Below are 21,730 nucleotides of genomic sequence, written 5' to 3' on the forward strand. Positions count from 1 at the left end.
TCACAGTTCACCCGTCGCCGGGCGGCGGTCACCGACGTCTGCTGTCGCAGGATTTATCGCCGTGTTACGAATCGGCGGCTCCGTTCTTCTGAGAACATGGTGATGTCGTCATTAGATACGCCTGACCGAGGTCGTTGACTTGAAGTGCCATGCTATATCCAGCCTTGTCGACAGCTCGAACAAAGTCCGGCTTAGAGCCATCATTATCGACCGCAAAGCCGTTCCTCTGCCACCACTGCTTCAACGACTCCTTGTAGTCGTTCAGCTGTTCCTTCGATATTCCGGAAAGCTGGTAACTGACCGTGGCGTTACGAAGTGTCTTCGATGGGCTACCATCTGGATTTGAACACGGAAAATCGTAGTCTTTGTCCGGATTGGTGAAATTTGCTTGCGGATATGCTTGCTGGCGCGCGGACTCAGTCAGTTCATCAACTCGCTTGACAGCCTCGGCCAGGGTTATTTTACTTGCCATGTCACCTCCCTGGGAATTGCCGCCTTGGCCACACCCTGACATCAAAAGGCTCAGCAGGACGCCAAGCGCCAAAGGCGCAGCTACGACTCGAACATGTGGCCGCTTGGTCATACTCATGGTTGTCGACCCGCCATGATCTTCCCGACACTGGCAAGAGCCGGGTTGTCACGTGTCCAGTACTCGCCATGCGCATCGATACTCGGCAGTTCCAGTTCCCCGAGGGCAGTTGTACCTCGCGCGGAGGTAAAAACCTTGCCACCGAATTCCGGATCCGTAGGACTCGGGCCAAGGGGGTCGATCGGAAGCCCCTCGCCGGAGGGTGATCTTGGAAAGTTTGTAAGCTGGATTACGTCTTTGTCCGCGGTGGTAGAGAAGACATGGTCGGGCGGCATGTGAAGTTGACTGGCACGGTCTACGCCTACGCCTGGACTGGCAATGAGAACCATGTCGTCCACGGGCAAATGTCCGTCGCGTGCGGCGTGGCCAATGAGAGTCGTTCCGTAGCTGTGGCCGATCGCGATATTGTGGGACGGCTGCCCCTGATGGCTTTCACGTAGACCTTGTTGGAAGTTGTCGAACGACTGCTTTCCACCATCGGCGTAACTCTCACTGGCGGCATTTTGGATAGCATCCGGAGCGTCGTAACCAAGCCAGGTAACTGTCGACACGGAGCCGCCACCGGCTTGAATCGCGGCACGATTCATCAAGTCAGCTCTGTCGACTTCGTCGTTGAAGCTGGCAAGGTCGGCCGTGGTTCCTGGGACGTAGGTCGAAACATTCGATGCCGTGTCCGGATTCCCTTTGGCCAAGATTACCTTTCCATCGTCTTGTGTGTCGATGTCGATAAGGTAGTATCTGTTGCTTTCTGGAGTATCTGGCGGCTGAACGAGTCGCTCGTGCAGCTTGTTCATTCCTTCTAACTTGCCGTCCAAAGTCTTAACTTGTCGTTTAAGGGCTCGGTGGGTGAGGTGTACCCCAGTTGATCATGAGTGCAGCCCTTGGTCGATGATTCCTCTTGCGACAGAAGGAAGATCGACTCAAGGGCTGCGTGATCAGTGTGCATGATGGTGATCGGGGGCAGGCGCTCGGGGACCTGAACCGGTTCCGGCAGGAGTTCTATGGGTGCTTGTCTCGCCGGTCCGATGGGTTGTTCGAGCTGGCCGATGCGGTGTTGTGCACTGATGGGCCGGTCCGGACACTGGTCGGGTTGTCGCTGGCGCCGGAGCATCGGCGTGGGCGTGGCGGCCTGTATGACGCGATCAACAACGGCCGGGTCGACCTCGATCGGTTGCGCACCGTGGTGGCCGGTCTGCCGTTGCCCCGCGCGGCGGATGGGCGGCTGGTGCTCGCGGTGGACGTTTCCCCGTGGTTACGGCCCGACGGCGCGACCTGTCCGGCCCGCTCGTTTTGTCACACCTACGGGCGCGGTAAGGACGAGCACCGGATGATTCCTGGCTGGCCGTACTCGGTCGTGGCCGCGTTGGAGAGCGGGCGCACCTCGTGGACGGCGCTGCTGGACGCGGTCCGGCTACTGCCCGGCGCCGATGTCGCCGCGGTGACCACCGGACAGATCCGCGATGTGGTGGAACGACTCATCGCCGCGGGCCAGTGGCACCAGGGTGACCGGGAGATCCTGGTGGTCTTGGATGCTGGCTACGACGCGCCGCGCATCGCCTATCTGCTTGCCGATCTGCCTGTGCGGATCCTGGGGCGGATGCGCTCGGACCGAGTGTTGCGCCGCCCAGCACCGGCCCGGAGATCGGGTGTCGCCGGACGGCCGTCGCGCCACGGTGGCGAGTTCGTCTTCGGTGTCCCGGCCACCTGGGGTTCCGAGCATGTCGTGACCAGCACTGACACCCGGCTCTACGGATTGGCGACCGCGCAGGCGTGGAACCGGTTGCATCCCAAGCTGACCAGCAGGGCCGCCTGGACCGGCCACGAGGGACCGCTGCCGATCATCAAGGGGACGGTGATCCGGCTCCGGGTCGAGCGCCTGCCCAGCGGTGGAGTGAACAAACCAGTCTGGCTGTGGTTCTCCGGCGTCGATACCACCCCGGCCGAGGTCGACCGCTGCTGGCAGATGTTCCTGCGCCGCTTCGATATCGAACACACCTTCCGCCTGCTCAAGCAGACGCTCGGCTGGACACGGCCCCGGCTGCGCGCCCCGGAGGCCGCCGACCGCTGGACCTGGCTGATGATCGCCGTCCACACCCAACTCCGGCTGGCCCGGTCGTTGGTCACCGATCTGCGCCGCCCCTGGGAACGCCCCGCCAACCCGACCAGACTGACCCCGGCCCGGGTCCGGCGCGGGTTCCGCAACATCCGCACGAAGACCACACGTCCAGCGGCGGCACCGAAACCCACCCGACCAGGACCAGGCCGCCCCGCCGGGTCGAAGAACTCCGTTACAGCGCAACGCTTCGACGTCGGACGCGTCCTCGCAACCGGCCAGGCACACGCTCGACCAACACACCACAAAAAAGGCACCAAACCACGCCGCACCACTTAAACGACAAGCTTAAGCTGGTCTTCAAGTTCGTGATACTCGTTCTCTTGCGCTGGATCGCTTTCTTTCATGCCGTCAAGCTTGCGCCGAATCGCATCTCGTTGCTGTTGCAGGTCGCCAAGCTTTTGCTCAAACATGAACCGGTTTGCTCTATCTCTCACTTCGACGGGAAGTCCGTCCAACTTTCCTACTACACCAGGGTTTCCCTGCTCGTAGAAACTCTTTCCCGCGCCCGACAGAGTCGCCCACCAGGCAGCGTTCTGGGCCGGAGTGGCGTTCGGCGGCGGATCGGGAAGAGTCAGGCCAACCTCCTTCAGACCTGCATCCGCTGCAGCGGCGACGGTGCCCTGGTGGAAGTCGGCGTACTCACCGAAGGCGGCCCGGAAGAAGAGCGAGTCGAGATCGTTGTCGATGTCCTCGGCAGTGCGCAGGGCTTGGGTGAGGTCGGCGACCACCTGCTCGTGCACGTGGGCGCGGTCCTCCGGGTGCATCTCCGGAGGCGGCTCTTTCCCGGCGAAGTCATCGGTGACCTGGCCGTTCGCGTCGACGGTGAAGCCGTACTTGCGGGCCAGTTCTTCGGCGGCTTCGATCGCGTGCTTGACGGGCGGGATGGCGTCGGAAGCCTGCATCAGCCCCTTGCTCACGGCGCTGGTGACCGCGGTCAGCGCCATGAGCCGGGTCATCAACTGCTGGTGGGTTCCTTGGGCGGCGTCGGCGGCGGGGCCGGTCCAGCTGGCCATCGGCATGAGACGGCCGAAGTCGTCGCCGGAGTGCACCAGGGTCTGCTGACGCTGACGGAGGGTAGTGGCGATCTCGTTGAGAACTTCGGGTTTCCAGTTCTTCACGTCGGCGAGGCTGACCATCAGATCGGGCCTCCCGGCGCGTCGCTGCCCGGGATCGCCCCGGCCGCGGCGTGGTCACCGGCGACGTAGGTGTCGGCCGCGGTGGCGAACGCGGTTCCGTGCGCCTCCGCCCCGGTGCACCATTCGATGAACGTCATACTCCACGTGTCGGAGTACATCGTCGCGTTCGCACCGGCCTTCGCGCCAGGCAACGCCCCAGCGACGCCAGCGACCGGTTTCCCGCAGTCCGCACCGCGCAGCTCCCCGAGCGCGGAATGCGCGGATCTGCTGGTCGCGCGCAGCGTTTCGGGCACGCTTGTGAAGCCCATAAAAGCCCTCCCCGGCTGTATGGATCACTACTACCTGTGCCAGTGAAACACCCTTGGGTGATCTCATCACACACTGGTAGGCACACAGTGACACATGCGCTACCGCTTGCGCACCCAGTTCGCTACTCAGGGGTGATGAGTAGTTCTACGCAGCACGAGACCCCGACGGGTCGCTTCGGCTCCCGCCGGGACTCGTTTACCCCGGCGGACATCTCCAGCCGGGAGGGGCAGGAAAGGTGCCCGCGGTCCTGCCCGGCCTACGCCGGGAGGTCCTGGACGCGTGTTTGTGCAAGGCATCCCGGCTCACGCGGGGTTCGCACACCGCCATGACCGACACGCAAGCCCGAGCAGCGCCATGTCCCGCATATCGGTTCCGAGGCAACTGACCCGGCGAATACGGCAATTCTCCACTCGTACCCACTCCGCTAGAGCAAACTACGATCGGATCAAACCGGCGCGCCGTTCGCTGGAGCGAGGGAGCCGACCAGCCGGATCAGCACGCCGTCCGGCAACGCTTCCAGGTCGTCGAGGCCAGCCAGGTCCCAGGTCGGCATCGGGTCCACCGGTCCACCGACCCCGAGCACGGGCATACCGGCCGCGATGGCCGCACGCACGCCTGCCGACGCGTCCTCGACGACCGCGCACCACATGGGATCGACGCCGAGGCGCCGTGCCGCGAGCAGGTAGCCAGCCGGGTCCGGTTTGCCCGCGTCGACCTGCTCCGCGGTCACCAGCACGTCCGGGACCGGAAGACGGGCGGCGGCGAGTTTCGCCCTGGCCAGTGGCTTCGTGGACGCGGTGACGATGGCCCACGGCATGTCGTCCAGCGACGCCAGCAGCCGAGCGGCACCGGGTAGCGCGCGCACGCCGTCGGTGTCGTTGAGTTCGTAGCCGAGCAGAGCTTGGGAATCTGCGAGGTTTTCGGCGGCGGAGCGCCGCGGGAGCACCTCGGCCATGACCTCGTGGCCCGGCCTGCCGTGCGTGCGGTGGAAGAACGACTCCAGCGGGACGCCGACCGCCTCGGCCCAGCGCTGCCAGCTGCGCCTGGTGACCGCGTGGGAATCCACCAGCGTTCCGTCCAGGTCGAGCAGGAGTGCGCGGACCCGCAACTCCGCCCTTATTTTGTTCTCCATGAGTACATAATAAGATAGGGGGCATGCCGAAGGAAGGGAGCAGGCTGACCGAACAGCCGGAAGTCGCGCCCCGCACCGCCGCCGCGCGGATCCTGACGCTGCTGCACGACAGCGGTCCGTTGTCGCGCACCAGCGCGACCGCGACCCTCGGGCTGGCGCGCAGCGCCGTGGGGACCGCCCTTGCCGAACTCGACGCGCTGGGACTGGTCCGCACGACGGCCCACACCATCGCGGGCTCCGGGCGCGGCAGGCCGTCGCCGCTGATCACGCCCGCCCCGACCGGTCCCTTCGTCGTCGCGTGCGCGCTGCGCCCCGAATCCCTGAGGGTCACCACCGGCACGATCGGCGCTCCCATCGCGCCACCGCGGCACCGCGCGCTCGGCGCACGCGACGTCGCCCCGGAACGGCTGGCGGCCGTCGTCGCCGAACAGGTCGAGCACGCGGTCCGGCAGCAAGCGGGCACCGGCCGTGCGTGCGCGGGCGTCGCCGTCGCGATCCCCGGCGCGCTGCGCCAAGACGACGGGTTCGTGCACTCCTCGCTGTGCTACGACTGGGCCGACGTGCCGTTCGGGACACTTCTGGCGGCACACCTGCCCGGCCTCCCGCTGCACTTCGACCGGGACAGCAACCTCACCGCCAAGGCCGAATACCGCCGCGGCGCCGCGGCCGGTGCGGCGAACGCCCTGGTGCTCACCTGCGACGGCAAGGGCATCGGCGGCGCGGTGCTGAACGCGGGCGCCTTGTTCACCGGCGGCGGGCACGCGGTGGAGGCAGGGCACCTCATGGTCGACTCCCGTGGCGAGCCCTGCCCGTGCGGTTCGCGAGGATGCCTGGAGCGCTATGCCGACGGCGTGGCACTGGCTCGCGCGGCCGCCACCTCCACCGCCGAGAAAGCCTTGTGCGCCAAGTCCCCGCGGGCACAGCGCGCCCGACGGCACGCCGCGGGCATCCTCGGCTCCGGGCTCGCCGGGCTGGCCACCGTGCTGGACCCCGACCGCATCGTGCTCACCGAGTTCCTCGCCGACCTGCTGGCGGCCGAGCCGGACGTGCTGACCCGGGAATTCCACCGAGCCTCACTGCTGGCTCGCACCAGGGGCCTCCGGCCGGTTCCCGGTGAACTCGCCGAGCCGCTGCTCACCGGCGCCGTCGACCACGCCTTCACCCCGTTACTGCGCGATCCCCACCAGATCGTCGGCTGAGGGTCTTCGGGTGCGCGAAGACCAGACCGGCCAGCGTGATCGCGAGGCAGAGCCAGGCGGACCAGTCGCCGAGCCGGGTGTAGAGCGTCGCGCCGGGACCGGTCGGCACCTCGGCGGTGACCGTGGTGAACGGGGCCGTGCCGCCGGTGCGCGCCTCGCCGGTCACCCGGCCGAAGCCGTCGGAGACCATGAGGCTGCCGTTCGCGTCGGAAAAGACGACGGGCAGCCCGTTTTCCACACCGCGCACGAGTGAATTGCGGCTGTGCTGCCAGCCGCCCTCGTCGTTGTTGCCAGGGGGAACCGCGAGTTCCGCCGGAATCGCGAGCAGCCGCGCGCCCGCCGCGGCGGAATCCCTGATCGGATTGGCGAAGTTGGCGTCCCCGCAGATCACCATGGCGGTCGAAACCTCGGCGCCGGGCACGAAACCCAGTTCGCGGCCGGGTGGGCTGACCATGTCGTGGTGCTTGAGGTAGCGCGCCGGAGCCGCGCCGTCGGCGGGGAAAGCCAAGGCGTAGTCGTAGTTGTGCTTGCCTTTCCGGTCGTAGTACTCGAAACCGAGCACAATGGACAAACCCCTGGCCTTGGCCGCCTGGCGCATCGGGCCGACCAGCTCGGCAGGCCACTCCTGCTCCGCGCTGAACGCGGCCTCGGGCAGCACCACGAGCCGCACCCCGTCCGGCAGCGACGTGATCTCTCGGACGTAGGCCGCGACGAGTTCGCGCCCCTCCTGGCCACCGACATCGGGCCCCCAGTGGTAGCCCGCGTTCTGGGTGATCGCGGCCAGGCGTTGCGGCGCACCCGTCCCTCCCCCGCTCGCCAGCCGCAGCGCGCCGCCGCCCAGTGCCAGCGCGAGCACGACGGCGGCGACAGCACCGGCACGGATCCGCGCGGCCCGCGCGACATCGGGCGCGCAGAGCGCCGCGATCGCGCAGGCGGGCAGCAGGACCAGGAACTCGACTCCCCACATGCCCGCCCACGACGCCGTCTGCAGCACGACCGGCGCGTCGCCCTGGTCGTTGGCGAGGCTGCCCATCATCCCCATCGGGTTGACCACGGTGACGAGGTAGACCGCGCCGGTCCACGCCGCCGGGGCCGCCAAGGTGGCCAGCAGCGCACGGCGGCGGCGCACCAGCGCCCAGAACACCCACACGGCGAAGGTGAACAGCAGCGACATACCGACGTCCATGATGATCCCGAACGGCCACAGCGGCTCGTCGCCCGAATGCGACTGGTAGCCCCACACATTCGCGGTGCCCAGCAGAAACGCCCCGAAAGCGACACCGGCGGCCGTCCAGCCGCCGGCACGGGTCGCCAGCACCAGCACCGGAATCGGCGCGATCCAGGTCAGCACCGCGATCGGGGAAAGGCCGGTGCCGAAGTAGAAAAGCACCGCCGAGCACAGCAACGCGCCCAACACCCCGGCCGTCCGCGCGGATCGTTCAGTCCCGATACCCATCGATCATTCCCCCTGTCATGTCTACAGCGTACACCCGAGCGTATACGGCGTACACATGCTTGACCACAGGGGAATTCCCTGACACACCCGCGAGTGGCCCCCTAGGGGTAGTACCCCTTGTTGTCCACAAAGGACATAACGCTCAGGAGGGCACCGCGGTGATCGCGATCGTCCGATCCTCCAGGCTCCCGCAGTAGAGCTTCCCGTCGCGCTCGCGGACACCGGTCAACATGTGGAAACCCTCGATCTCGCCGCGCAGTTCGTGCACCACGGTGCCGTCGGCGGCCACCGCGAGCACGCCGACTTCGCGGCCGGGCGACGGTTGCAGCCACCGGGGCAGCCTCCGCACGGCGAGCCGCACGGGCGCGGGGAGTTTGCGCACGAGATCGAGCGCGGGCACCTTCGGGCTCGCCTGGGTGATCCAGATCAGGCCGTCGCTGCCGGTGGAAATGTTGTCGGGGAAACCGGGCAGGCCGGTGACGAGATCGGTCACCGCGCCGCCGGGCAGCGATACCCTGCGGACGCGGCACGCGCCGGTTTCGGCGACCGCGACGAACGACTCGTCCGGGGCGAGTGCGACGCCGTTGGCGAATTCCAGGCCGTCGGCGACCAGCGACATTTCGCCGTCCGGGGTGCGCCGGAGCAGCCTGCCGCCCTGCTCGCTTTCGATCAGATCGTCTCGCCAGTTGTCGATGCCGAACCGTTCGGTCGAGTCGGTGAAGAAAATGGTGCCGTCCGCCGCGACCGCGGCGTTGTTGCAGAACACGAACGGCTTGCCGAGTGCTTCGGTCGCCAGCACGCGCACCGCGCCGTCGACGGGGTTCACCAGCAGCAGCCCGGCCCGCGCGTCACAGACGAGCAGGTCGTCGCCGTAGAACTCGATACCCAGCGGCCTGCCGCCGGTGTCGGCGACGACCTCGATCCGGCGGCCGTCGTCACCGATCCTGATGATCCGGCCGTCGACGAGCCCGGTGTACACCCGGCCTTCGCCGTCCACGAGGACGTCCTCCGGGCCGTCGCCGTTGACCTGCACGACCGTGACCTCGCCGAACCGCATCGGGTGCTCCTTACCGGTAGGTGAGCAGTTTCGCCGCCTCCGCCTCGAAGTGCGGGTGCTCGTTGAACGACAGCAGGGTGAGCCCGCCGCGGCCGGACACGAGCTTCGTGATGCCCGCGTTCACGGTCACCCTGTTCAATTTCAGCAGGCCCGCCTCCGGTGCGCCCATCAGCGCGCCGCACACCGCCGCGATCACCCCACCGGAGGTGAACACCACCGCGTGCTCGCCCTTTCCCAGCGTGGCAACGAGTTCTTCGAGCGCGCCGCGCACCCGGGAAAGGAACGCGGGCCAGGTTTCCGCGCAGGGGCTGTCGTCACCGGCTTCGACCCAGCTCGTCAGCGCCGCGTCCAGCACCGCCTGATATTCGCGAGGATCGGCGCCCACCTGGTCGGCGCCGCCCGCGTGGTGCTCGGCGATCGCGACGTGGTCGTACTCGTTCCAGCGCGCGTCTTCCTTGGCCGCGGGCGCGGAACCGAGTTCAGCGAGCGCGATTTCGGCGGTCTTCACCTGCCGCGCCAGCGAACCCGTCCTGGCCTGGCTGAAGGTCACTGCACGGCGGCGCAGTTCCGCGCCCGCGAGCGCGGCCTGTTCCGCACCGCGCTCGGAGAGCCGGTCGTAGTCCTCGGCGCCGAACGACGCCTGGCCGTGGCGGACCAGGTAGACCGCACCCATCAGGACCGTCCTTTGTGGATGATCTCGAGGCAGCGCCACTCCAGGTAGGCGACGAACTGCCCGAAGTCGGCGAACGCGGGGTTGTGCGTGTCACCGGAGTGGAAGCGGTAGTAGATCTGCTGCAGCACCACCGCGAGGCGGAAGAGCCCGTACACCTCGTAGAAAGTGAAGTCGCCGATCTCGAGACCGCTGCGGCTCGCGTACCGCTCGACCACCTCGGCCCTGGTCAGCATGCCGGGCAGGTGCGTCGGCTGCCGCCGCGACGCCTTCATCACGTCGTCGTCATCGGCCTGCACCCAGTACGCCAGCGTGCTCCCCAGCTCCATCAGCGGATCGCCGAGCGTGGCCATCTCCCAGTCGAGGATGCCGGTGATCGAAAGATCGTCGCCGAGCAGCACGTTGTCGAAGCGGAAGTCGTTGTGGATCAAGCAGATCCGCACCTCGTCGCGGAGGTTCGCCTCCAGCCAGGCGATCACCTCGGCGAACTCCGGTGCGTTCGGCGTCTTGGCCTTCGCGAACCGCGAGGTCCAGCCGCGGATCTGCCGCTCGACGTACCCGGCGCCCTTGCCGAGATCGCGCAGGCCCACCGCGTCGACGTCCACCTCGTGCAGTTCGGCGAGCCGGTCGACGAGGCTCTCCGACAGCCCGCGCGCGGCGGGCTCGTCCAGCGACAAACCCGGCGGCAGGTCCCCGCGCAGGATCAGGCCGTCGAGCCGTTCCATCACGTAGAAGTCGCCGCCGAGCAAGGCCGGATCGTCGTTGAACGCCAGCACCGTCGGCACGTAGCCGAAGGCGGGCTTCAACGCGGCCTGCACCCGGTACTCGCGCCGCATGTCGTGCGCCGACGCGGCTTTGTGCCCCGGCGGCGGCCTGCGCAGGATCAGCTCGCGATCCGGGTACCGCAGCAGGTAGGTGAGGTTCGACGCGCCGCGCGGGAACTGGCGCACCTCCGGCGGCCCGCCGAGTCCGTCCACTTCGGACGAAAGCCAGTCGTGCACGGCGTCGACGTCGAACCGGTCCTCGGCACGGACCTCGACCGTCGGGTCGTCCGCCGCGCCGGTCACGCGAACTTCCTCAGCAGCCCGACCGGGGCCAGCCGCACGATCGGGCTCAGCAGCGCCCACGGAAGCGTCGGCACGTACGACGTCGCGGCCTCCGACTCGATGGCCTTGACGAGTGCGCGCGCACCGACCTCGGCCTTGGTGACGAACAGGTTGCCACCGGCCCGCGCGTTCATCTCCGACTCGATGTAGCCGGGCAGCAGCGTCGTCACCTTGATCGGCTTGCCGTGCACATCAGCCCTGATGCCCTCCGCGAGCGCGGACAGTCCCGCCTTCGACGCGGAGTACGCGGTGACGTTGCGGGGCAACCCGCGCAGCGCGCTGAACGACGACACCACGACGAGGTGGCCGGCGCGCTGGTCGCGGAAGATCTGCATGGCGGCTTCGCACTGGGCGAGGCCCGCCACGAGATTGGTCTCCAGCGTCTGCTTGTTCGCGTCGAAGCGGCCGGTGCCGATCGGCTGGCCCTTGCCGAGCCCCGCGTTCACCACGATCCGGTCCACGGTGCCGAGATCCGCGCGGAAGTCGCCGAACACCTTGAACACCTCGTCGTGGTCGTTGACGTCGAGCGGGTGCACCACGACCTCGATCCCGGGGTGCTCGGCCTTGAGCTCGGCGGCGAGCTTCTCCAGCCGGTCCGTGCGCCTGGCGCACAGGCCGAGGTTGCGGCCCTTGGCGGCGAAGCCCCTCGCCATTCCCTCGCCGAGGCCGGAGCTCGCGCCGGTGATCACGATGTTCTTCCGCAGCGTCATACCGCGCACCTTACCCGCCAGTAACAAGCCTGGGGAGGCCCTCTTTCGTGCCGTCAGGTGAAAAGACCGATGGCCCGGCGCGAACGCCGGGCCATCGGTTCCAGGGGTGGGAAAGTGGCTCTTACCTCACTTGCCGCCGGTGTTCAGCAGCTTGTTCGGGGTGCCTGCGCTCGGGTTGCTGATCTTGTCCGGCGTCGCCGCGTCGGTCAGCGCCTTCGCCACGGCGTCCGGCTTGGCGTCCGGGTTCGCCGCGAGGTACAGCGCCGCCGCGCCGACCACGTGCGGGGTCGCCATCGAGGTGCCGCTGATCGTGTTGGTCTTGTCGTCACCGGTGCCCCACGAGGAGGTGATGTCGACACCCGGCGCGTACAGGTCGACGACCTTGCCGTAGTTGGAGAAGTCGGCCTGCTTGTCGGTCTTGTCGCTGGCCGCGACCGTGATCGCTTCCGGAACGCGCGCCGGCGAGGTGGACCCCGCGTCGGTGCTTTCGTTACCGGCCGCGACACCGAAGGTGACGCCCTTCGAGATCGCGCCCTGGACGGCCTTGTCCAGCGCCTCGTCCGCGCCGCCGCCGAGGCTCATGTTCGCGACCGACGGGCCCTTGGCGTTCTCGGCGACCCAGTTGATCCCGGCGACGACCTGCTCGGTCGAGCCGCTGCCCTGCGCGTCGAGGACGCGGACCGGCACGATCTTGACGCCCTTGGCGAGGCCGTACTCCGCGCCGCCGATGGTGCCCGCCACGTGCGTGCCGTGGCCGTTCTCGTCGCTCGGGTCGCTGTCGTTGTCGATGAAGTCCTTGCCGCCGGAGACCCGGCCGCCGAAGGTCTTGTGGGTCGCCCGCACGCCGGTGTCGATGACGTAGGCGGTGACGTTGTCCGCCTTCGTCGAGTAGGTGTACGACTCGTCCAGCGGGAGGTCCTTCTGGTCGACCCGGTCCTCACCCCACGACGGCGGGTTCTTCTGCGTGTCAGACGCGTGCAGAATGTGGCTCTGCGTAACGAAAGCGACGGTGGGGTCCGCGGCGAGCCGCTTGGCCTGCGCTTCGCCGACCTTGACCGAGAAACCGTTCAGCGCCGCACCGTAGGTGTGGCCGACCTGGGCGCCGTACTGCGCGGCGAGGCTCTGCGCCTTCGCCGCGACGCTGGCCTTGACCTCGCCCTTCGACGCCGACTGGCTCACCGCGGTGTCCTTGAGGACCACGATGTAGCTGTCCGCGACGGCGTTCGCGGTGTTGGCGCCGAGAATCTGCCCCTCTTGCGCCTGCACCGGAGTGGCGGCGAGGGCCGCCACGACCGCCGTGACGCCGGCCGCGACAGTGCCCGCCGCGAGTCCGCGCCGAAGTTTCCGAGAGTTGCCCATGAGCTACCTTCCTCGTCCCGACAGTTGGCACGGCGAAGGTGGTCGCGGTTGACTCGCACCGATTTCGAAGGGTGCTGCCCCGAGTCGCCCGGTCCGTCCGCCCTCGCTGTGTGCAATTCATGCAAACGTGACGAACTCGGTTGGGCAATAATTCACAGTTACCAGTACTGGGCCATTTGGCCTAGTGTGAAGCGGCCAAATGGTCGCGTGACGGTATGGTGAGATTTGCCCTTGTCGTCCGGCTACTCCTGATAACGTTGCTCTCACCAGCAGTGAGGTCGACGAACCGGGCGGTCATACAGCACATGCGGTCGGGGACAGGCGCAGCCGGGGAAAGCACCGGCGAAACGTCCGACAACGCGTTCTCGACCGCGCTCCGGGCCGCGATCTCACTGAGTGGACTCAGCCTCGACCGGATACAGGCCCGGCTCCAGAACCGGGGCGTCTCGGTCAGCGTCACCGCCCTCAGCTACTGGCAGTCGGGCAAGCGGCAGCCCGAGCGCGCGAGTTCGATCTCCGCGGTGCGCGTGCTGGAGGAGATACTGGACCTCCCCGCCGGCGCGCTGCTCGGCCTGCTGCCCCCACCGCGGCCGCGAGGGGCGTCCTCACGGCGGCAACGCCAGGACGCCGCGGGCACCATGAACTTCCCGGCGGGTGTGCTGCGGCCGATGCTCGACCACGTCGGTGCGCCGCACGCACTCGACCAGCACCACCAGCTCCGGCTGGTCGGCCTGCACGACCGGTGCGAAATCGCCCCCGACGGCGGCCAGCGCGCGACCACCGCGCGCGCCGTGCTGCAGGCCGAGGCCGACGGCCAGAACCGGTGGCTGCTGGTCTACGACCACGGTGGCGCCCACGCCGAACCGCCGAAACTCACCACGCTGCGGAACTGCCGCGCGGGCCGCGTCGCGGTCGACGTCCAGCACGGCCTCACCGTCGCCGAACTCCTCTTCGACCACCCCATCGACCGCGGCGAAACCCAGCTGATCGAATACGCACTGCTCAACCCCGGCCCGCCGTATCCGGACGGGCGCCGCACCTACTACCGCGAATTCCGCCGCCCGGTACGCGAATACCTCCTGGAAGTCTGCTTCGACACGGACACCGTCCCCGAACACTGCTGGCAGTACTCGCGGACGGCCGCGAACCGGCCCGAAGAACGCAAGGACCTGAAAATGGACACCGGCGGCAGCGTGCACGCCGTCGCACTCGACTTCGGCCCCGGCGTCTTCGGCATCGCCTGGAGCTGACTCCCCCGGATCTCGGGGCGTAGTGCCCCTGTCCCGCTCACACGACATGACCCAGTGAAAACCACTCGGCTACGCTGAGTCCCGATCGGATCGCCGAAACCTGGGGAGATTTCGTGCACCAGTACCCTGCCATGCCGCCATCGCGGCGGTGGAAAATCAAGTTCTGGGTGATCTTCAGCGTGGTCGCCGTGCTCCTGGTCGGTGGAGTGGTCACGGCATGGGCGCTGTACACCGACCCCGTTGACAAGCTGGCGGAACAAGAGAATCAGCACCGGTCCGAACCTCCGCCCACGCCTCGAACCTGGCCGACACCGGGGAGCAGGCTCCCGAAGCCGATGCCCATGCCGACCGGGGAAATGCTCGCCGCGCTCCCGGATTTCGTGCGGAACGACGTCCTCTGTCAAGCCGTCGACGACGCACGAATGACCGGGATCATCGGCGGCCCGGTACGCCGGGAAGTCCGTCCGGATGGGAGCGGTGACCTGGCAGCTTGCCACATCGTGTCGCCTGGGAACGACATCGAGATCACGACCACGACCAGCGGCACCAGCTCTTCCGACGCGGCCGAGGTGCTGGTTCACGGCAAGCGTGCGCGCCTTGAACACCTCGGTGACCGGACCGAGGTGTCCGTACCGGTGTTGCCGGGTTCCGAGTCGGCGCAGAACTACCCCTACGGGGTACGTCCGATTCTCTCGATCAAACAGCGTCCCGGTGCGGACGACAAGGTCACCGCAGTGGCCACAGCAGTTCTCGAAGCGGCCACGAAACCCGGTCCGTCGATCCCCAAAGACGACGAGACGCGGATACCACCGCGTCGTGCCGATCCGACGCCTGGTTTCGGTGTCATCGGATCGGCATGGCCCCAAATCACCTGGCAGCTTTGCACGATCCTCGCCGACGAAGCACACCTCGATCTTCAAGCTGCCGAAGCGAAATTCGACGGCGAGTGTTCCATCGAGAGCGGCAACGTCCGCACGTACGCGCGCTCCTCCGAGGTTACGAGCCGTGACGACACAGCGCACTTCACGGAGACGATCAGCGGCAGGCCGGCCAGCCGCGACGCCGGTGGCATCACGGTCAAACTCACCGACGAGCCGGCGCCGACGGCGAACTTCGCAGCTACCGGGCCGTTCCCGCCGGGTTTCGACTACAAGGCGTTCACCGAGCGGGTGGTGGCGAAGCTCGTCGGAAAGGGCTGACCGAGCAACCGATCCGACCCGACGAACTGCAACCCGAAATTCGGCCCGCGTGAAGGAGCCTTGTGTACCACCCTCCCGCCAACCCGCCTCCACCCATTCCCGAAAGTCCTCCGCGCCCGACGGCACGAATCTGGTTACTCGTCAGCGTGATCGTCGTTCTCGTGCTGGGTACCGGAGTCGCGGTGTGGGCGCTCCTTCCCGGTGATCCCACCAGTAGGCAAGCGGACCCGGATCCCGATCGCATTCCACTCACCGCTGCCTGGCCGACGCCGGGCGGTAAAACGGTCAAGCCGCTGCCCATGCCGACCGGGGAAATGGTGGTGGCGCTTCCGATTTCCGTCCGGAACGACGTGTTCTGCGGCGCTGTCGACGACGGGCGGCTGACCGCGCTCATCGGCGGACCGGTGTTGCGAGAGGTCAAGCACATCGGCGAGCACCCCTTGTCCTGCCATATCGCGGCACCGGGACGCGACATCGAGATTTCGGCCGAAACCGCCGCCGATCTGATCCCGGATCGCCGCGTTACGGTCCAGGTCAGCGGCCGGGAGGGGCTGCTGCACCGTTCCCTCGGCAGCACCGAACTCAAGGTTCCGTTCCTCGCACCCAGGTCGCCAGCAGCACAGCGGAAAGACTCCGAGATCGCGCCGATCCTGAGGGTCTACCAACGCTCCGGATCCGACGAAGACGCCATCGCGCTCGCTTCGGCCGTCCTTGAAACGACCACCAAACCCGGGCCGCTGCTCCCCGCCGTCGGCTCGCACGGCACGATCCCACCGGAGCGCACCGAACCGACTCCCGGCTTCGGCGTCGTGGGCTCGGCGTTGCCCCAGCTCGCTCGGCAGCTGTGCACCATTCTCGCCGACGAAGCACATCTCGACCTCGCTACAGCCGAGGCGAAGATGAACGGCAGCTGCTCGATCCGGAACGGCGAGTCCGAAGTGAGCGCGGATTTCTCGGAAATCTTCGACGGTTCAACGGTGTTCGACGAAACGATCAACGGCACTTCGGTCAGCATCACGCCGTACCGAATGATCGTCAGGCTGGAGGGCAAGCCGTACCAAGGCATCACCGTTTCCGTCGGATATCCACCGCCACCCGGGCTCGATTACAAGGCGTTCACCGAGCGGGTGGTGGCGAAACTCGCCGGGAAGGGTTAACTGGGTTCGTACGCAGGATTCCAGTGGCGGCGCGGGGAGGCGATCCGGTCATGGACGATCCGCAGATGGACCGAGCAAGTGCTGAGCAGGGTGACAGTTTGTCCCATGCCCGCAAGGCCGTGTTGTCGATTCCACTGATGGTGCTGGTGCCGATCGTTTTCGGCGTCGGCGCGGTTCTCTGGTCCGTACCTCCGGTGTGGCCGGCGTTCGGGTTCGGCGCGCTCGGCTGGCTGGTCGCGCTCGTGGCGCGCAGTCCGATCGGGGCCGTCGTCGGCAAGCCCGCGGCCGGTCAGGCGCCGAGCGCGCGAGCCAAGACGATCATCGTCGCGGCGTCCGGGCCGGTCGAAGAGATCACGCGCCTCGTCCTCGTTCTGCTGCTCGCCACGGACTTTTCCGGGGCGTTCTGGGCGGGGCTCGGCTGGGCGACCGTCGAAATCCTGTTCACCTGCGTCAACAGCGCGGTCATCGCCGCTCTGGTCAGCCGCGGCGACGAACGAGCCCAGGAAATACAGGAGGTGCTTTCCGGCCAGGGCCTCGCCGGTGACCGGACGGGGCTGTACTGCGTCCTGGAAAGGATCAGCGCGACGCTGCTGCACATCGGCTTCACCTGGATCCTCGCGTGGAGCCCGCTCATGGTGGTCGCGACGATCGTGGTGCACAGTGCCGTGAACCTCGCCGCGGTCCGGCTCGTCCCTCGATCCCTGGCACGCACGGAAGCAGTGCTGGCCGCAGCCGGTGCCGTCGTTTTCTGCGCCGGGCTGGCGGCCATGCACTGAGACCGGGCGGTCAGCCGAGTTTCGTGCGCAGGACCTTTCCAGTGGCGTTGCGGGGCAGTTCGGCGAGGAATTCGACATCGCGCGGGACCTTGTAGCGCGCGAGGTTCGCCTTGACGTACTGGCGCACTTCATCGGCATCGAGTTTCACGCCGTCGGCGAGTACGACGTAAGCTTTCAGGCGCTGCCCGAATTCGTCGTCCGGGACACCGACCACGGCCGCTTCGAGCACATCGGGGCGTTCGACGAGGAGGTTTTCCACCTCGATCGGGAACACGTTCTCACCGCCCGAAACGATCATTTCGTCGTCTCGGCCGTCGATGAACAGGAGCCCGTCCTCGTCGAAATGACCGACGTCTCCGCTGGAGAGCAGGCCGTCGATGATCTCCTTGTTCCTGCCGTCGGTGTAACCGCCGAAACTCAGCCCGCTGCCGACGAAGACCCGGCCGGTGACACCGTGCTCGGTGATCCGCTGCCCCTTGTCGTCGTAGATCGCGACGCGGCAGCCGACCGGCGGCCTGCCGACCGTGCCCGGCGCCTTGCGCCAGTCCTCCGGTGTCGCGACGGTGGCCACCGCGACCTCGGTCGACCCGTACAGGTTGTGCACGACGTCGCCGAACGCCTCGGTGGCCCGGTTGCCGAGATCGGGCGAAAGGGCCGAGCCCGCGACGAACACGATCCGCAGCGACGAGGTGTCGTACTTCGCGAGCGTTTCCTTGCCGAGGTCGACGATCCGCTGCAACATCGTCGGCACCAGCACGAGCGCGGTGCACTTGTGCTCCGCGATGCCCTTGAGCGCTTCCTCCGGCTTGAACTTCCGCCGCATCACGACCTTCGAGCCGAGCGCGAAGGAAAGAATGAACTGCGAGAGCCCGGTTCCGTGGAACAGCGGCGCCCCCATGTACGTGCTTTCGCCGGCGCGCAACGGGATCCGGTCGAGGAACTGCGCCGAGTCGAGCGGGCTGACCTGCGGCCGCGGCGCGCCCTTCGGGGTCCCGGTGGTGCCGCTGGTGAGCAGGACGAAACCGCCGGGCTTCGCCGGGGTCGGCACCGGGCGGTCGTCGCTGCTGGCGATCAGTTCGTCGAGCACGGGGATCGACTCGTCCCGGTGCGCTGCGTCGCTGTCGACCCAGGCGAGGTAGTGATCGACGTCACCGGAGACGGCGTCGAGGAGCCCGGTGAACTCCTCGTCGTAGATCAGCGCCTTCACCTTCTCGCGGGCGGCGACGTCGGCGAGCTGCGGCTTCGCGAACCCGGTGTTCATCAGCAGCAGCCTCGCGCCGAGCTTGCCCGTGGCGAGCATCGACAGCACGAGTCCCCGGTGGTCGCGGCACAGCGCGGCGACCACGGTGCCCGGCGTGATCCCGCGCGCGGACAGGGCCCTGGCCAGCGCGTTGGACTGAGCGTCGAGCTGGCGGAAGGTGAGTGGGCCGAGATCGTCGACAATGGCGACGGCCGACGGGTCCCGCCTGGCCGCGACGTGCACGGTACCCGCGAACGGCCCGAACCGGCGGACGGCGGAAAGCGAGCGCACCCCCTCGTCGAGGCGGGGGAACGGCACCAGCCCGGCCTGCCACATGACCTCGATGCTGCGCACCGTCTCGGTCACCTTGGTGGCCAGCTCCGCGACCACGGGCGGGTATCTCATCTGCGCACCTCCGTCGCTGCGACCAGATCACGTCGGGATCACCGTACCGACGGTATGGCAGCTGGTCGAGAGGTGGGCGAAACTGTCGGGGGCATGACACACAATCGAGGCGTGCACATTGTGGTGGGTCACGAAGCGAGCGGGTCCTACCGTGTGCACGGTGACGAAGAGCGCCTCGAACTGACCGAAACCGAGTTCGTCGCCTACGCGGCCGAGCGCGAGCGGGCGGGCGCCGAGGCGCCGCGATGGGTGTTCTCCTCGGTCGAGCAGGTGTACCCGGTCCTGCTGCACGCCGGTGTCCGGGTGCGCCGGTGCCACGACCTCGCGCTCGCCGAAGGGCTGCTGCTCGCCCACGAAGGGCGCGAAGGGGAACCTCGCGGGCTCGCCGCGGCGCTGGCCAGGGCGAACGGCGCGGAGGCGCCACCGGATTCGGCCCCGGCCGGGCTGGACGACCAGCCGTCGTTGTTCGAGACCCGCGGCACCGGCCTGCCGCCGGGGGTGACCGCGGCCGACGCGGCGGCGACGGTGCTCGCCGAGCAGGAGCGCCGGGTGAAGGGCGTCGAGCACCCCGGCCGGATGCGGCTGCTGCTGGCAGCCGAGTCGGCGAGCGCGCTGGCCGCGGCCGAAATGTCCGAGGACGGGCTGCCCTGGCGCGCCGACGTGCACGACGCGCTGCTCACCGAGCTGCTCGGGCCGCGCGTCCCGGCGGGTCAGCGGCCGCGCAAGCTCGCCGAGCTGGCGAACGGGATCAGCGAGGCGTTCGGCCGCGCGGTCAATCCCGACCACCCGCCGAGCGTGGTGCGGGCGTTCGGCCGCGCCGGGATCGACGTCCCGTCGGCGCGGGCGCACGTGCTGCGCGAGGTGGACCATCCCGCGGTCGCGCCGCTGCTGGAGTACAAGGAACTCGCGCGGCTGCACTCCGCGCACGGCTGGGCCTGGCTCGACGAATGGGTGCGCGACGGGCGGTTCCGGCCGGTGTACGTGGTCGGCGGCGTGGTGTCGGGCCGGTGGGCGAGCCGCGGTGGCGGCGCGCTGCAGATCCCGCGCACGCTGCGCCGCTGCGTGCGGGCCGATCCGGGGTGGAAGCTGGTGGTCGCGGACGCTTCCCAGCTCGAGCCGCGCGTGCTCGCCGCGCTCTCCGGCGATCGCGGGCTCGCCGAGGTGTCCGCCGCGGCCGATCTCTACGACAGCTTGGCGGAAGCCATGTTCTCCGGCGTGCGTCGTCCACCGGTGCCCGCGTGGGACGACCGCGACGACAGGGCGCGCGCGAAGATCGCCATGCTTTCAGCCATGTACGGCGGCACAGCGGGCGAAGCGGCCTCGCTGCTCGCCTTGCTGCGCAGGCGCTTCCCGGCCGCGGTGTCCTATGTGGAGCGTGCGGCGCAGGCGGGCGAGCGCGGCGAACGGGTGCGGTCCCGGCTCGGGCGCACCTCCCCCGCCCCGTCGGACGCGTGGCGCGCGCTCACCGGAGCGCTCGCCGACGGCGAGGCCGCCGAGGGGAAGGCCCGCCGGGCCTCGCGGGAATGGGGCCGGTTCACCAGGAACTTCGTGGTGCAGGCCTCGGCCGCGGACTGGACCGCGGTTCTGCTGGCGACGCTGCGCCAGCGCCTTCCCGCGCCCGCGCACCTGGTGTTCTTCCAGCACGACGAGGTCATCGTCCACGCGCCGGAAGCGCTGGCCGAGGAGGTCACGACGGCGCTGCACGGCTCGGTGCGGGAGGCGGCGCGGCTGCTGTTCGGCGAATCGTGCCCGGTCCGGTTCCCGATGCATCCGGCCGTCGTGGACTGCTACGCCGACGCGAAGTGATCCTTGACCTTCACGTATGGGTCAATCCTTAGCGTCGGTGCCATGAACGCATCCAGAACCGGCCTCGCGCTCAAGCTCGTCTCGCGGCCGTCGAAACTGCCCACTCCGGCGAACTTCGAGCTCACCCGGGTACCGGTGCCCGATCCCGCACCGGGGCAGCTCCTCGTCCGGACCGAACTGATGTCACTGGATCCCCTGATGCTGCGGCTCGCCGCGGGCGCACCCGGCCTGCCGATGCCGGTCTACGAACTCGGCGAAATCCCTTACGGCGAGGCGATCGGCCGGGTGGTCGAGTCGGCAGCCGACGGGTTCTCACCCGGCGATCTCGTACGGCACCGGTTCGGCTGGCGCGAATTCGCGGTCGCCGAGGCCGCCTCCCTCACGCGGCTCCACGAAACGGCGGTTACGTCCACGCACCTGGGTTTCGGGGTGGTGGCGCAGATCGGACTCGACCTGGCGAAAGTCCGGCCAGGTGACACGGTGTTCGTGTCGAGCGCCGCCGGTGCCGTCGGCGGTGTCGCGGGCCAGGTCGCCCGCCTGCTCGGTGCGACCCGGGTGATCGGCAGCGCGGGATCCGCCGCGAAGGTCCGCCACGTGCGGGAAACGCTGGGATTCGGCGCCGCCTTCGACTACCACGACGGGGCGGTGGCGGACCACCTGCGCGAAGCGGCACCGGACGGGATCGACGTGTACTTCGACAACGTCGGCGGGGAGCAACTGCGAGCGGCGATCGAGGTGCTGAAGCCGCACGGCCGGATCGTGCTCTGCGGTTCGCTCGCCGGGCAGACCGGTGACGAGGATGGCCGCGTCGACCCGTTCCCGCTACTGGCGAAACGGATCACGGTCACCGGCTTCACCCTGCGGGACCACTCGGACAAGGCGGGCGAACTCTCCGCACGCCTCCAGCGCTGGGTGCGCGACGGTGCGGTCACGATCACCGAGAACATCGTCGACGGGCTCGTCAACGCGCCACAGGCACTGGCCGATCTCGCGAACGGCGCCTACTTCGGGAAGGTTCTCGTGCGCCTCGCCGGTTGAACAGGGTGGAGGTGGCGAAC

20 protein-coding genes are annotated in these 21,730 nt (G+C 68.2%); 8 read left to right on the forward strand and 12 right to left on the reverse strand.

The window, feature by feature from the left end; translation table 11 throughout:
* Positions 1 to 64 precede the first annotated feature (64 nt).
* Positions 65 to 589 carry a hypothetical protein gene (locus HUW46_RS07245; RefSeq protein ID WP_215546550.1) on the reverse strand — a complete coding sequence of 175 codons (525 nt, stop codon included), beginning with the start codon at positions 587 to 589 and terminating at the stop codon, positions 65 to 67.
* Positions 586 to 1,383, reverse strand: a complete 798-nt coding sequence (locus tag HUW46_RS07250; protein ID WP_215546551.1) for an alpha/beta hydrolase — start codon at positions 1,381 to 1,383, stop codon at positions 586 to 588. The genes HUW46_RS07245 and HUW46_RS07250 overlap by 4 nt, the downstream gene beginning before the upstream one ends.
* Before the next feature lie 137 nt (positions 1,384 to 1,520).
* On the opposite strand from HUW46_RS07250, the gene HUW46_RS07255 reads away from it, so the two are divergent.
* Complete coding sequence (locus HUW46_RS07255) at positions 1,521 to 2,981, forward strand: NF041680 family putative transposase (RefSeq protein ID WP_254125894.1); 1,461 nt, start codon at positions 1,521 to 1,523, stop codon at positions 2,979 to 2,981.
* On the opposite strand, the gene HUW46_RS07260 is transcribed toward HUW46_RS07255, so the two are convergent.
* The 3 genes from HUW46_RS07260 to HUW46_RS07270 all read right to left on the reverse strand — a co-directional run bounded on the left by HUW46_RS07260 (position 2,978) and on the right by HUW46_RS07270 (position 5,282).
* Positions 2,978 to 3,841: a hypothetical protein gene (locus HUW46_RS07260; RefSeq protein WP_215546552.1), complete on the reverse strand. Its 864-nt coding sequence runs from the start codon at positions 3,839 to 3,841 to the stop codon at positions 2,978 to 2,980. The genes HUW46_RS07255 and HUW46_RS07260 overlap by 4 nt on opposite strands.
* The gene (locus HUW46_RS07265; RefSeq protein ID WP_215546553.1) at positions 3,841 to 4,149 is read right to left on the reverse strand and encodes a hypothetical protein; all 309 of its coding nucleotides are present in this window, start codon (positions 4,147 to 4,149) and stop codon (positions 3,841 to 3,843) included. Before HUW46_RS07265 ends, HUW46_RS07260 begins: the two co-directional genes overlap by 1 nt.
* 446 nt (positions 4,150 to 4,595) lie before the next feature.
* Positions 4,596 to 5,282: an HAD family hydrolase gene (locus tag HUW46_RS07270; RefSeq protein ID WP_254125895.1), complete on the reverse strand. Its 687-nt coding sequence runs from the start codon at positions 5,280 to 5,282 to the stop codon at positions 4,596 to 4,598.
* Positions 5,283 to 5,305: 23 nt separating this feature from the next.
* Here HUW46_RS07270 and HUW46_RS07275 point away from each other — a divergent pair, with 23 nt between their 5' ends.
* Complete coding sequence (locus tag HUW46_RS07275) at positions 5,306 to 6,481, forward strand: ROK family transcriptional regulator (protein WP_215546554.1); 1,176 nt, start codon at positions 5,306 to 5,308, stop codon at positions 6,479 to 6,481.
* On the opposite strand, the gene HUW46_RS07280 is transcribed toward HUW46_RS07275, so the two are convergent.
* The 6 genes from HUW46_RS07280 to HUW46_RS07305 form a co-directional block, all read right to left on the reverse strand.
* Entirely contained in the window at positions 6,441 to 7,937 is a 1,497-nt protein-coding gene (locus HUW46_RS07280) for a nitrilase-related carbon-nitrogen hydrolase (RefSeq protein ID WP_215546555.1), read from the reverse strand. The two genes, HUW46_RS07275 and HUW46_RS07280, sit on opposite strands and share 41 nt — an antisense overlap.
* A 142-nt stretch (positions 7,938 to 8,079) precedes the next feature.
* A complete protein-coding gene (locus tag HUW46_RS07285; RefSeq protein WP_215546556.1) occupies positions 8,080 to 8,994 on the reverse strand; it encodes an SMP-30/gluconolactonase/LRE family protein in 915 nt (304 codons plus the stop codon).
* Between the two features lie 10 nt (positions 8,995 to 9,004).
* Positions 9,005 to 9,667, reverse strand: coding sequence for a histidine phosphatase family protein (locus tag HUW46_RS07290; protein ID WP_215546557.1), 663 nt, complete (start codon positions 9,665 to 9,667; stop codon positions 9,005 to 9,007).
* On the reverse strand, positions 9,667 to 10,731 hold the full coding sequence (locus HUW46_RS07295) for a phosphotransferase family protein (RefSeq protein WP_215546558.1): 1,065 nt from the start codon (positions 10,729 to 10,731) through the stop codon (positions 9,667 to 9,669). Before HUW46_RS07295 ends, HUW46_RS07290 begins: the two co-directional genes overlap by 1 nt.
* Complete coding sequence (locus tag HUW46_RS07300) at positions 10,728 to 11,480, reverse strand: SDR family oxidoreductase (protein ID WP_215546559.1); 753 nt, start codon at positions 11,478 to 11,480, stop codon at positions 10,728 to 10,730. The genes HUW46_RS07295 and HUW46_RS07300 overlap by 4 nt, the downstream gene beginning before the upstream one ends.
* A 126-nt stretch (positions 11,481 to 11,606) precedes the next feature.
* Positions 11,607 to 12,839 (reverse strand): S8 family peptidase, encoded by a 1,233-nt coding sequence (locus HUW46_RS07305; RefSeq protein ID WP_215546560.1) that lies wholly within the window; start codon positions 12,837 to 12,839, stop codon positions 11,607 to 11,609.
* 305 nt (positions 12,840 to 13,144) lie between these two features.
* Between HUW46_RS07305 and HUW46_RS07310 the strand changes: the two genes are divergently transcribed.
* The 4 genes from HUW46_RS07310 to HUW46_RS07325 all read left to right on the forward strand — a co-directional run bounded on the left by HUW46_RS07310 (position 13,145) and on the right by HUW46_RS07325 (position 17,221).
* Positions 13,145 to 14,089 carry a hypothetical protein gene (locus HUW46_RS07310; protein ID WP_215546561.1) on the forward strand — a complete coding sequence of 315 codons (945 nt, stop codon included), beginning with the start codon at positions 13,145 to 13,147 and terminating at the stop codon, positions 14,087 to 14,089.
* Positions 14,090 to 14,424: 335 nt separating this feature from the next.
* Complete coding sequence (locus HUW46_RS07315) at positions 14,425 to 15,288, forward strand: hypothetical protein (RefSeq protein WP_215546562.1); 864 nt, start codon at positions 14,425 to 14,427, stop codon at positions 15,286 to 15,288.
* 146 nt (positions 15,289 to 15,434) lie between these two features.
* Positions 15,435 to 16,445, forward strand: a complete 1,011-nt coding sequence (locus HUW46_RS07320) for a hypothetical protein (protein WP_215546563.1) — start codon at positions 15,435 to 15,437, stop codon at positions 16,443 to 16,445.
* A 65-nt stretch (positions 16,446 to 16,510) separates the two neighbouring features.
* Positions 16,511 to 17,221, forward strand: coding sequence for a hypothetical protein (locus tag HUW46_RS07325; protein ID WP_215546564.1), 711 nt, complete (start codon positions 16,511 to 16,513; stop codon positions 17,219 to 17,221).
* 10 nt (positions 17,222 to 17,231) lie between these two features.
* Here HUW46_RS07325 and HUW46_RS07330 read toward each other — a convergent pair whose 3' ends face one another.
* On the reverse strand, positions 17,232 to 18,866 hold the full coding sequence (locus HUW46_RS07330) for an acyl-CoA synthetase (RefSeq protein ID WP_215546565.1): 1,635 nt from the start codon (positions 18,864 to 18,866) through the stop codon (positions 17,232 to 17,234).
* Between the two features lie 111 nt (positions 18,867 to 18,977).
* Here HUW46_RS07330 and HUW46_RS07335 point away from each other — a divergent pair, with 111 nt between their 5' ends.
* Positions 18,978 to 20,672: a bifunctional 3'-5' exonuclease/DNA polymerase gene (locus tag HUW46_RS07335; RefSeq protein ID WP_254125896.1), complete on the forward strand. Its 1,695-nt coding sequence runs from the start codon at positions 18,978 to 18,980 to the stop codon at positions 20,670 to 20,672.
* A gap of 42 nt (positions 20,673 to 20,714) precedes the next feature.
* Complete coding sequence (locus tag HUW46_RS07340; RefSeq protein ID WP_215546567.1) at positions 20,715 to 21,710, forward strand: MDR family NADP-dependent oxidoreductase; 996 nt, start codon at positions 20,715 to 20,717, stop codon at positions 21,708 to 21,710.
* The last annotated feature ends 20 nt before the right edge of the window (positions 21,711 to 21,730 follow it).

It is taken from the genome of Amycolatopsis sp. CA-230715, assembly GCF_018736145.1.
In the GTDB taxonomy this organism is placed as follows: domain Bacteria; phylum Actinomycetota; class Actinomycetes; order Mycobacteriales; family Pseudonocardiaceae; genus Amycolatopsis.

Coding starts and splice junctions, on each gene's coding strand:
- HUW46_RS07245 (WP_215546550.1), bottom strand. CDS start 589: ATGAGTATGACCAAGCGGCCACATGTTCGAGTCGTAGCTGCGCCTTTG.
- HUW46_RS07250 (WP_215546551.1), bottom strand. CDS start 1,383: ATGAACAAGCTGCACGAGCGACTCGTTCAGCCGCCAGATACTCCAGAA.
- HUW46_RS07260 (WP_215546552.1), bottom strand. CDS start 3,841: ATGGTCAGCCTCGCCGACGTGAAGAACTGGAAACCCGAAGTTCTCAAC.
- HUW46_RS07265 (WP_215546553.1), bottom strand. CDS start 4,149: ATGGGCTTCACAAGCGTGCCCGAAACGCTGCGCGCGACCAGCAGATCC.
- HUW46_RS07270 (WP_254125895.1), bottom strand. CDS start 5,282: ATGGAGAACAAAATAAGGGCGGAGTTGCGGGTCCGCGCACTCCTGCTC.
- HUW46_RS07275 (WP_215546554.1), top strand. CDS start 5,306: ATGCCGAAGGAAGGGAGCAGGCTGACCGAACAGCCGGAAGTCGCGCCC.
- HUW46_RS07280 (WP_215546555.1), bottom strand. CDS start 7,937: ATGGGTATCGGGACTGAACGATCCGCGCGGACGGCCGGGGTGTTGGGC.
- HUW46_RS07285 (WP_215546556.1), bottom strand. CDS start 8,994: ATGCGGTTCGGCGAGGTCACGGTCGTGCAGGTCAACGGCGACGGCCCG.
- HUW46_RS07290 (WP_215546557.1), bottom strand. CDS start 9,667: ATGGGTGCGGTCTACCTGGTCCGCCACGGCCAGGCGTCGTTCGGCGCC.
- HUW46_RS07300 (WP_215546559.1), bottom strand. CDS start 11,480: ATGACGCTGCGGAAGAACATCGTGATCACCGGCGCGAGCTCCGGCCTC.
- HUW46_RS07305 (WP_215546560.1), bottom strand. CDS start 12,839: ATGGGCAACTCTCGGAAACTTCGGCGCGGACTCGCGGCGGGCACTGTC.
- HUW46_RS07310 (WP_215546561.1), top strand. CDS start 13,145: ATGCGGTCGGGGACAGGCGCAGCCGGGGAAAGCACCGGCGAAACGTCC.
- HUW46_RS07315 (WP_215546562.1), top strand. CDS start 14,425: ATGCCCATGCCGACCGGGGAAATGCTCGCCGCGCTCCCGGATTTCGTG.
- HUW46_RS07325 (WP_215546564.1), top strand. CDS start 16,511: ATGGACCGAGCAAGTGCTGAGCAGGGTGACAGTTTGTCCCATGCCCGC.
- HUW46_RS07330 (WP_215546565.1), bottom strand. CDS start 18,866: ATGAGATACCCGCCCGTGGTCGCGGAGCTGGCCACCAAGGTGACCGAG.
- HUW46_RS07340 (WP_215546567.1), top strand. CDS start 20,715: ATGAACGCATCCAGAACCGGCCTCGCGCTCAAGCTCGTCTCGCGGCCG.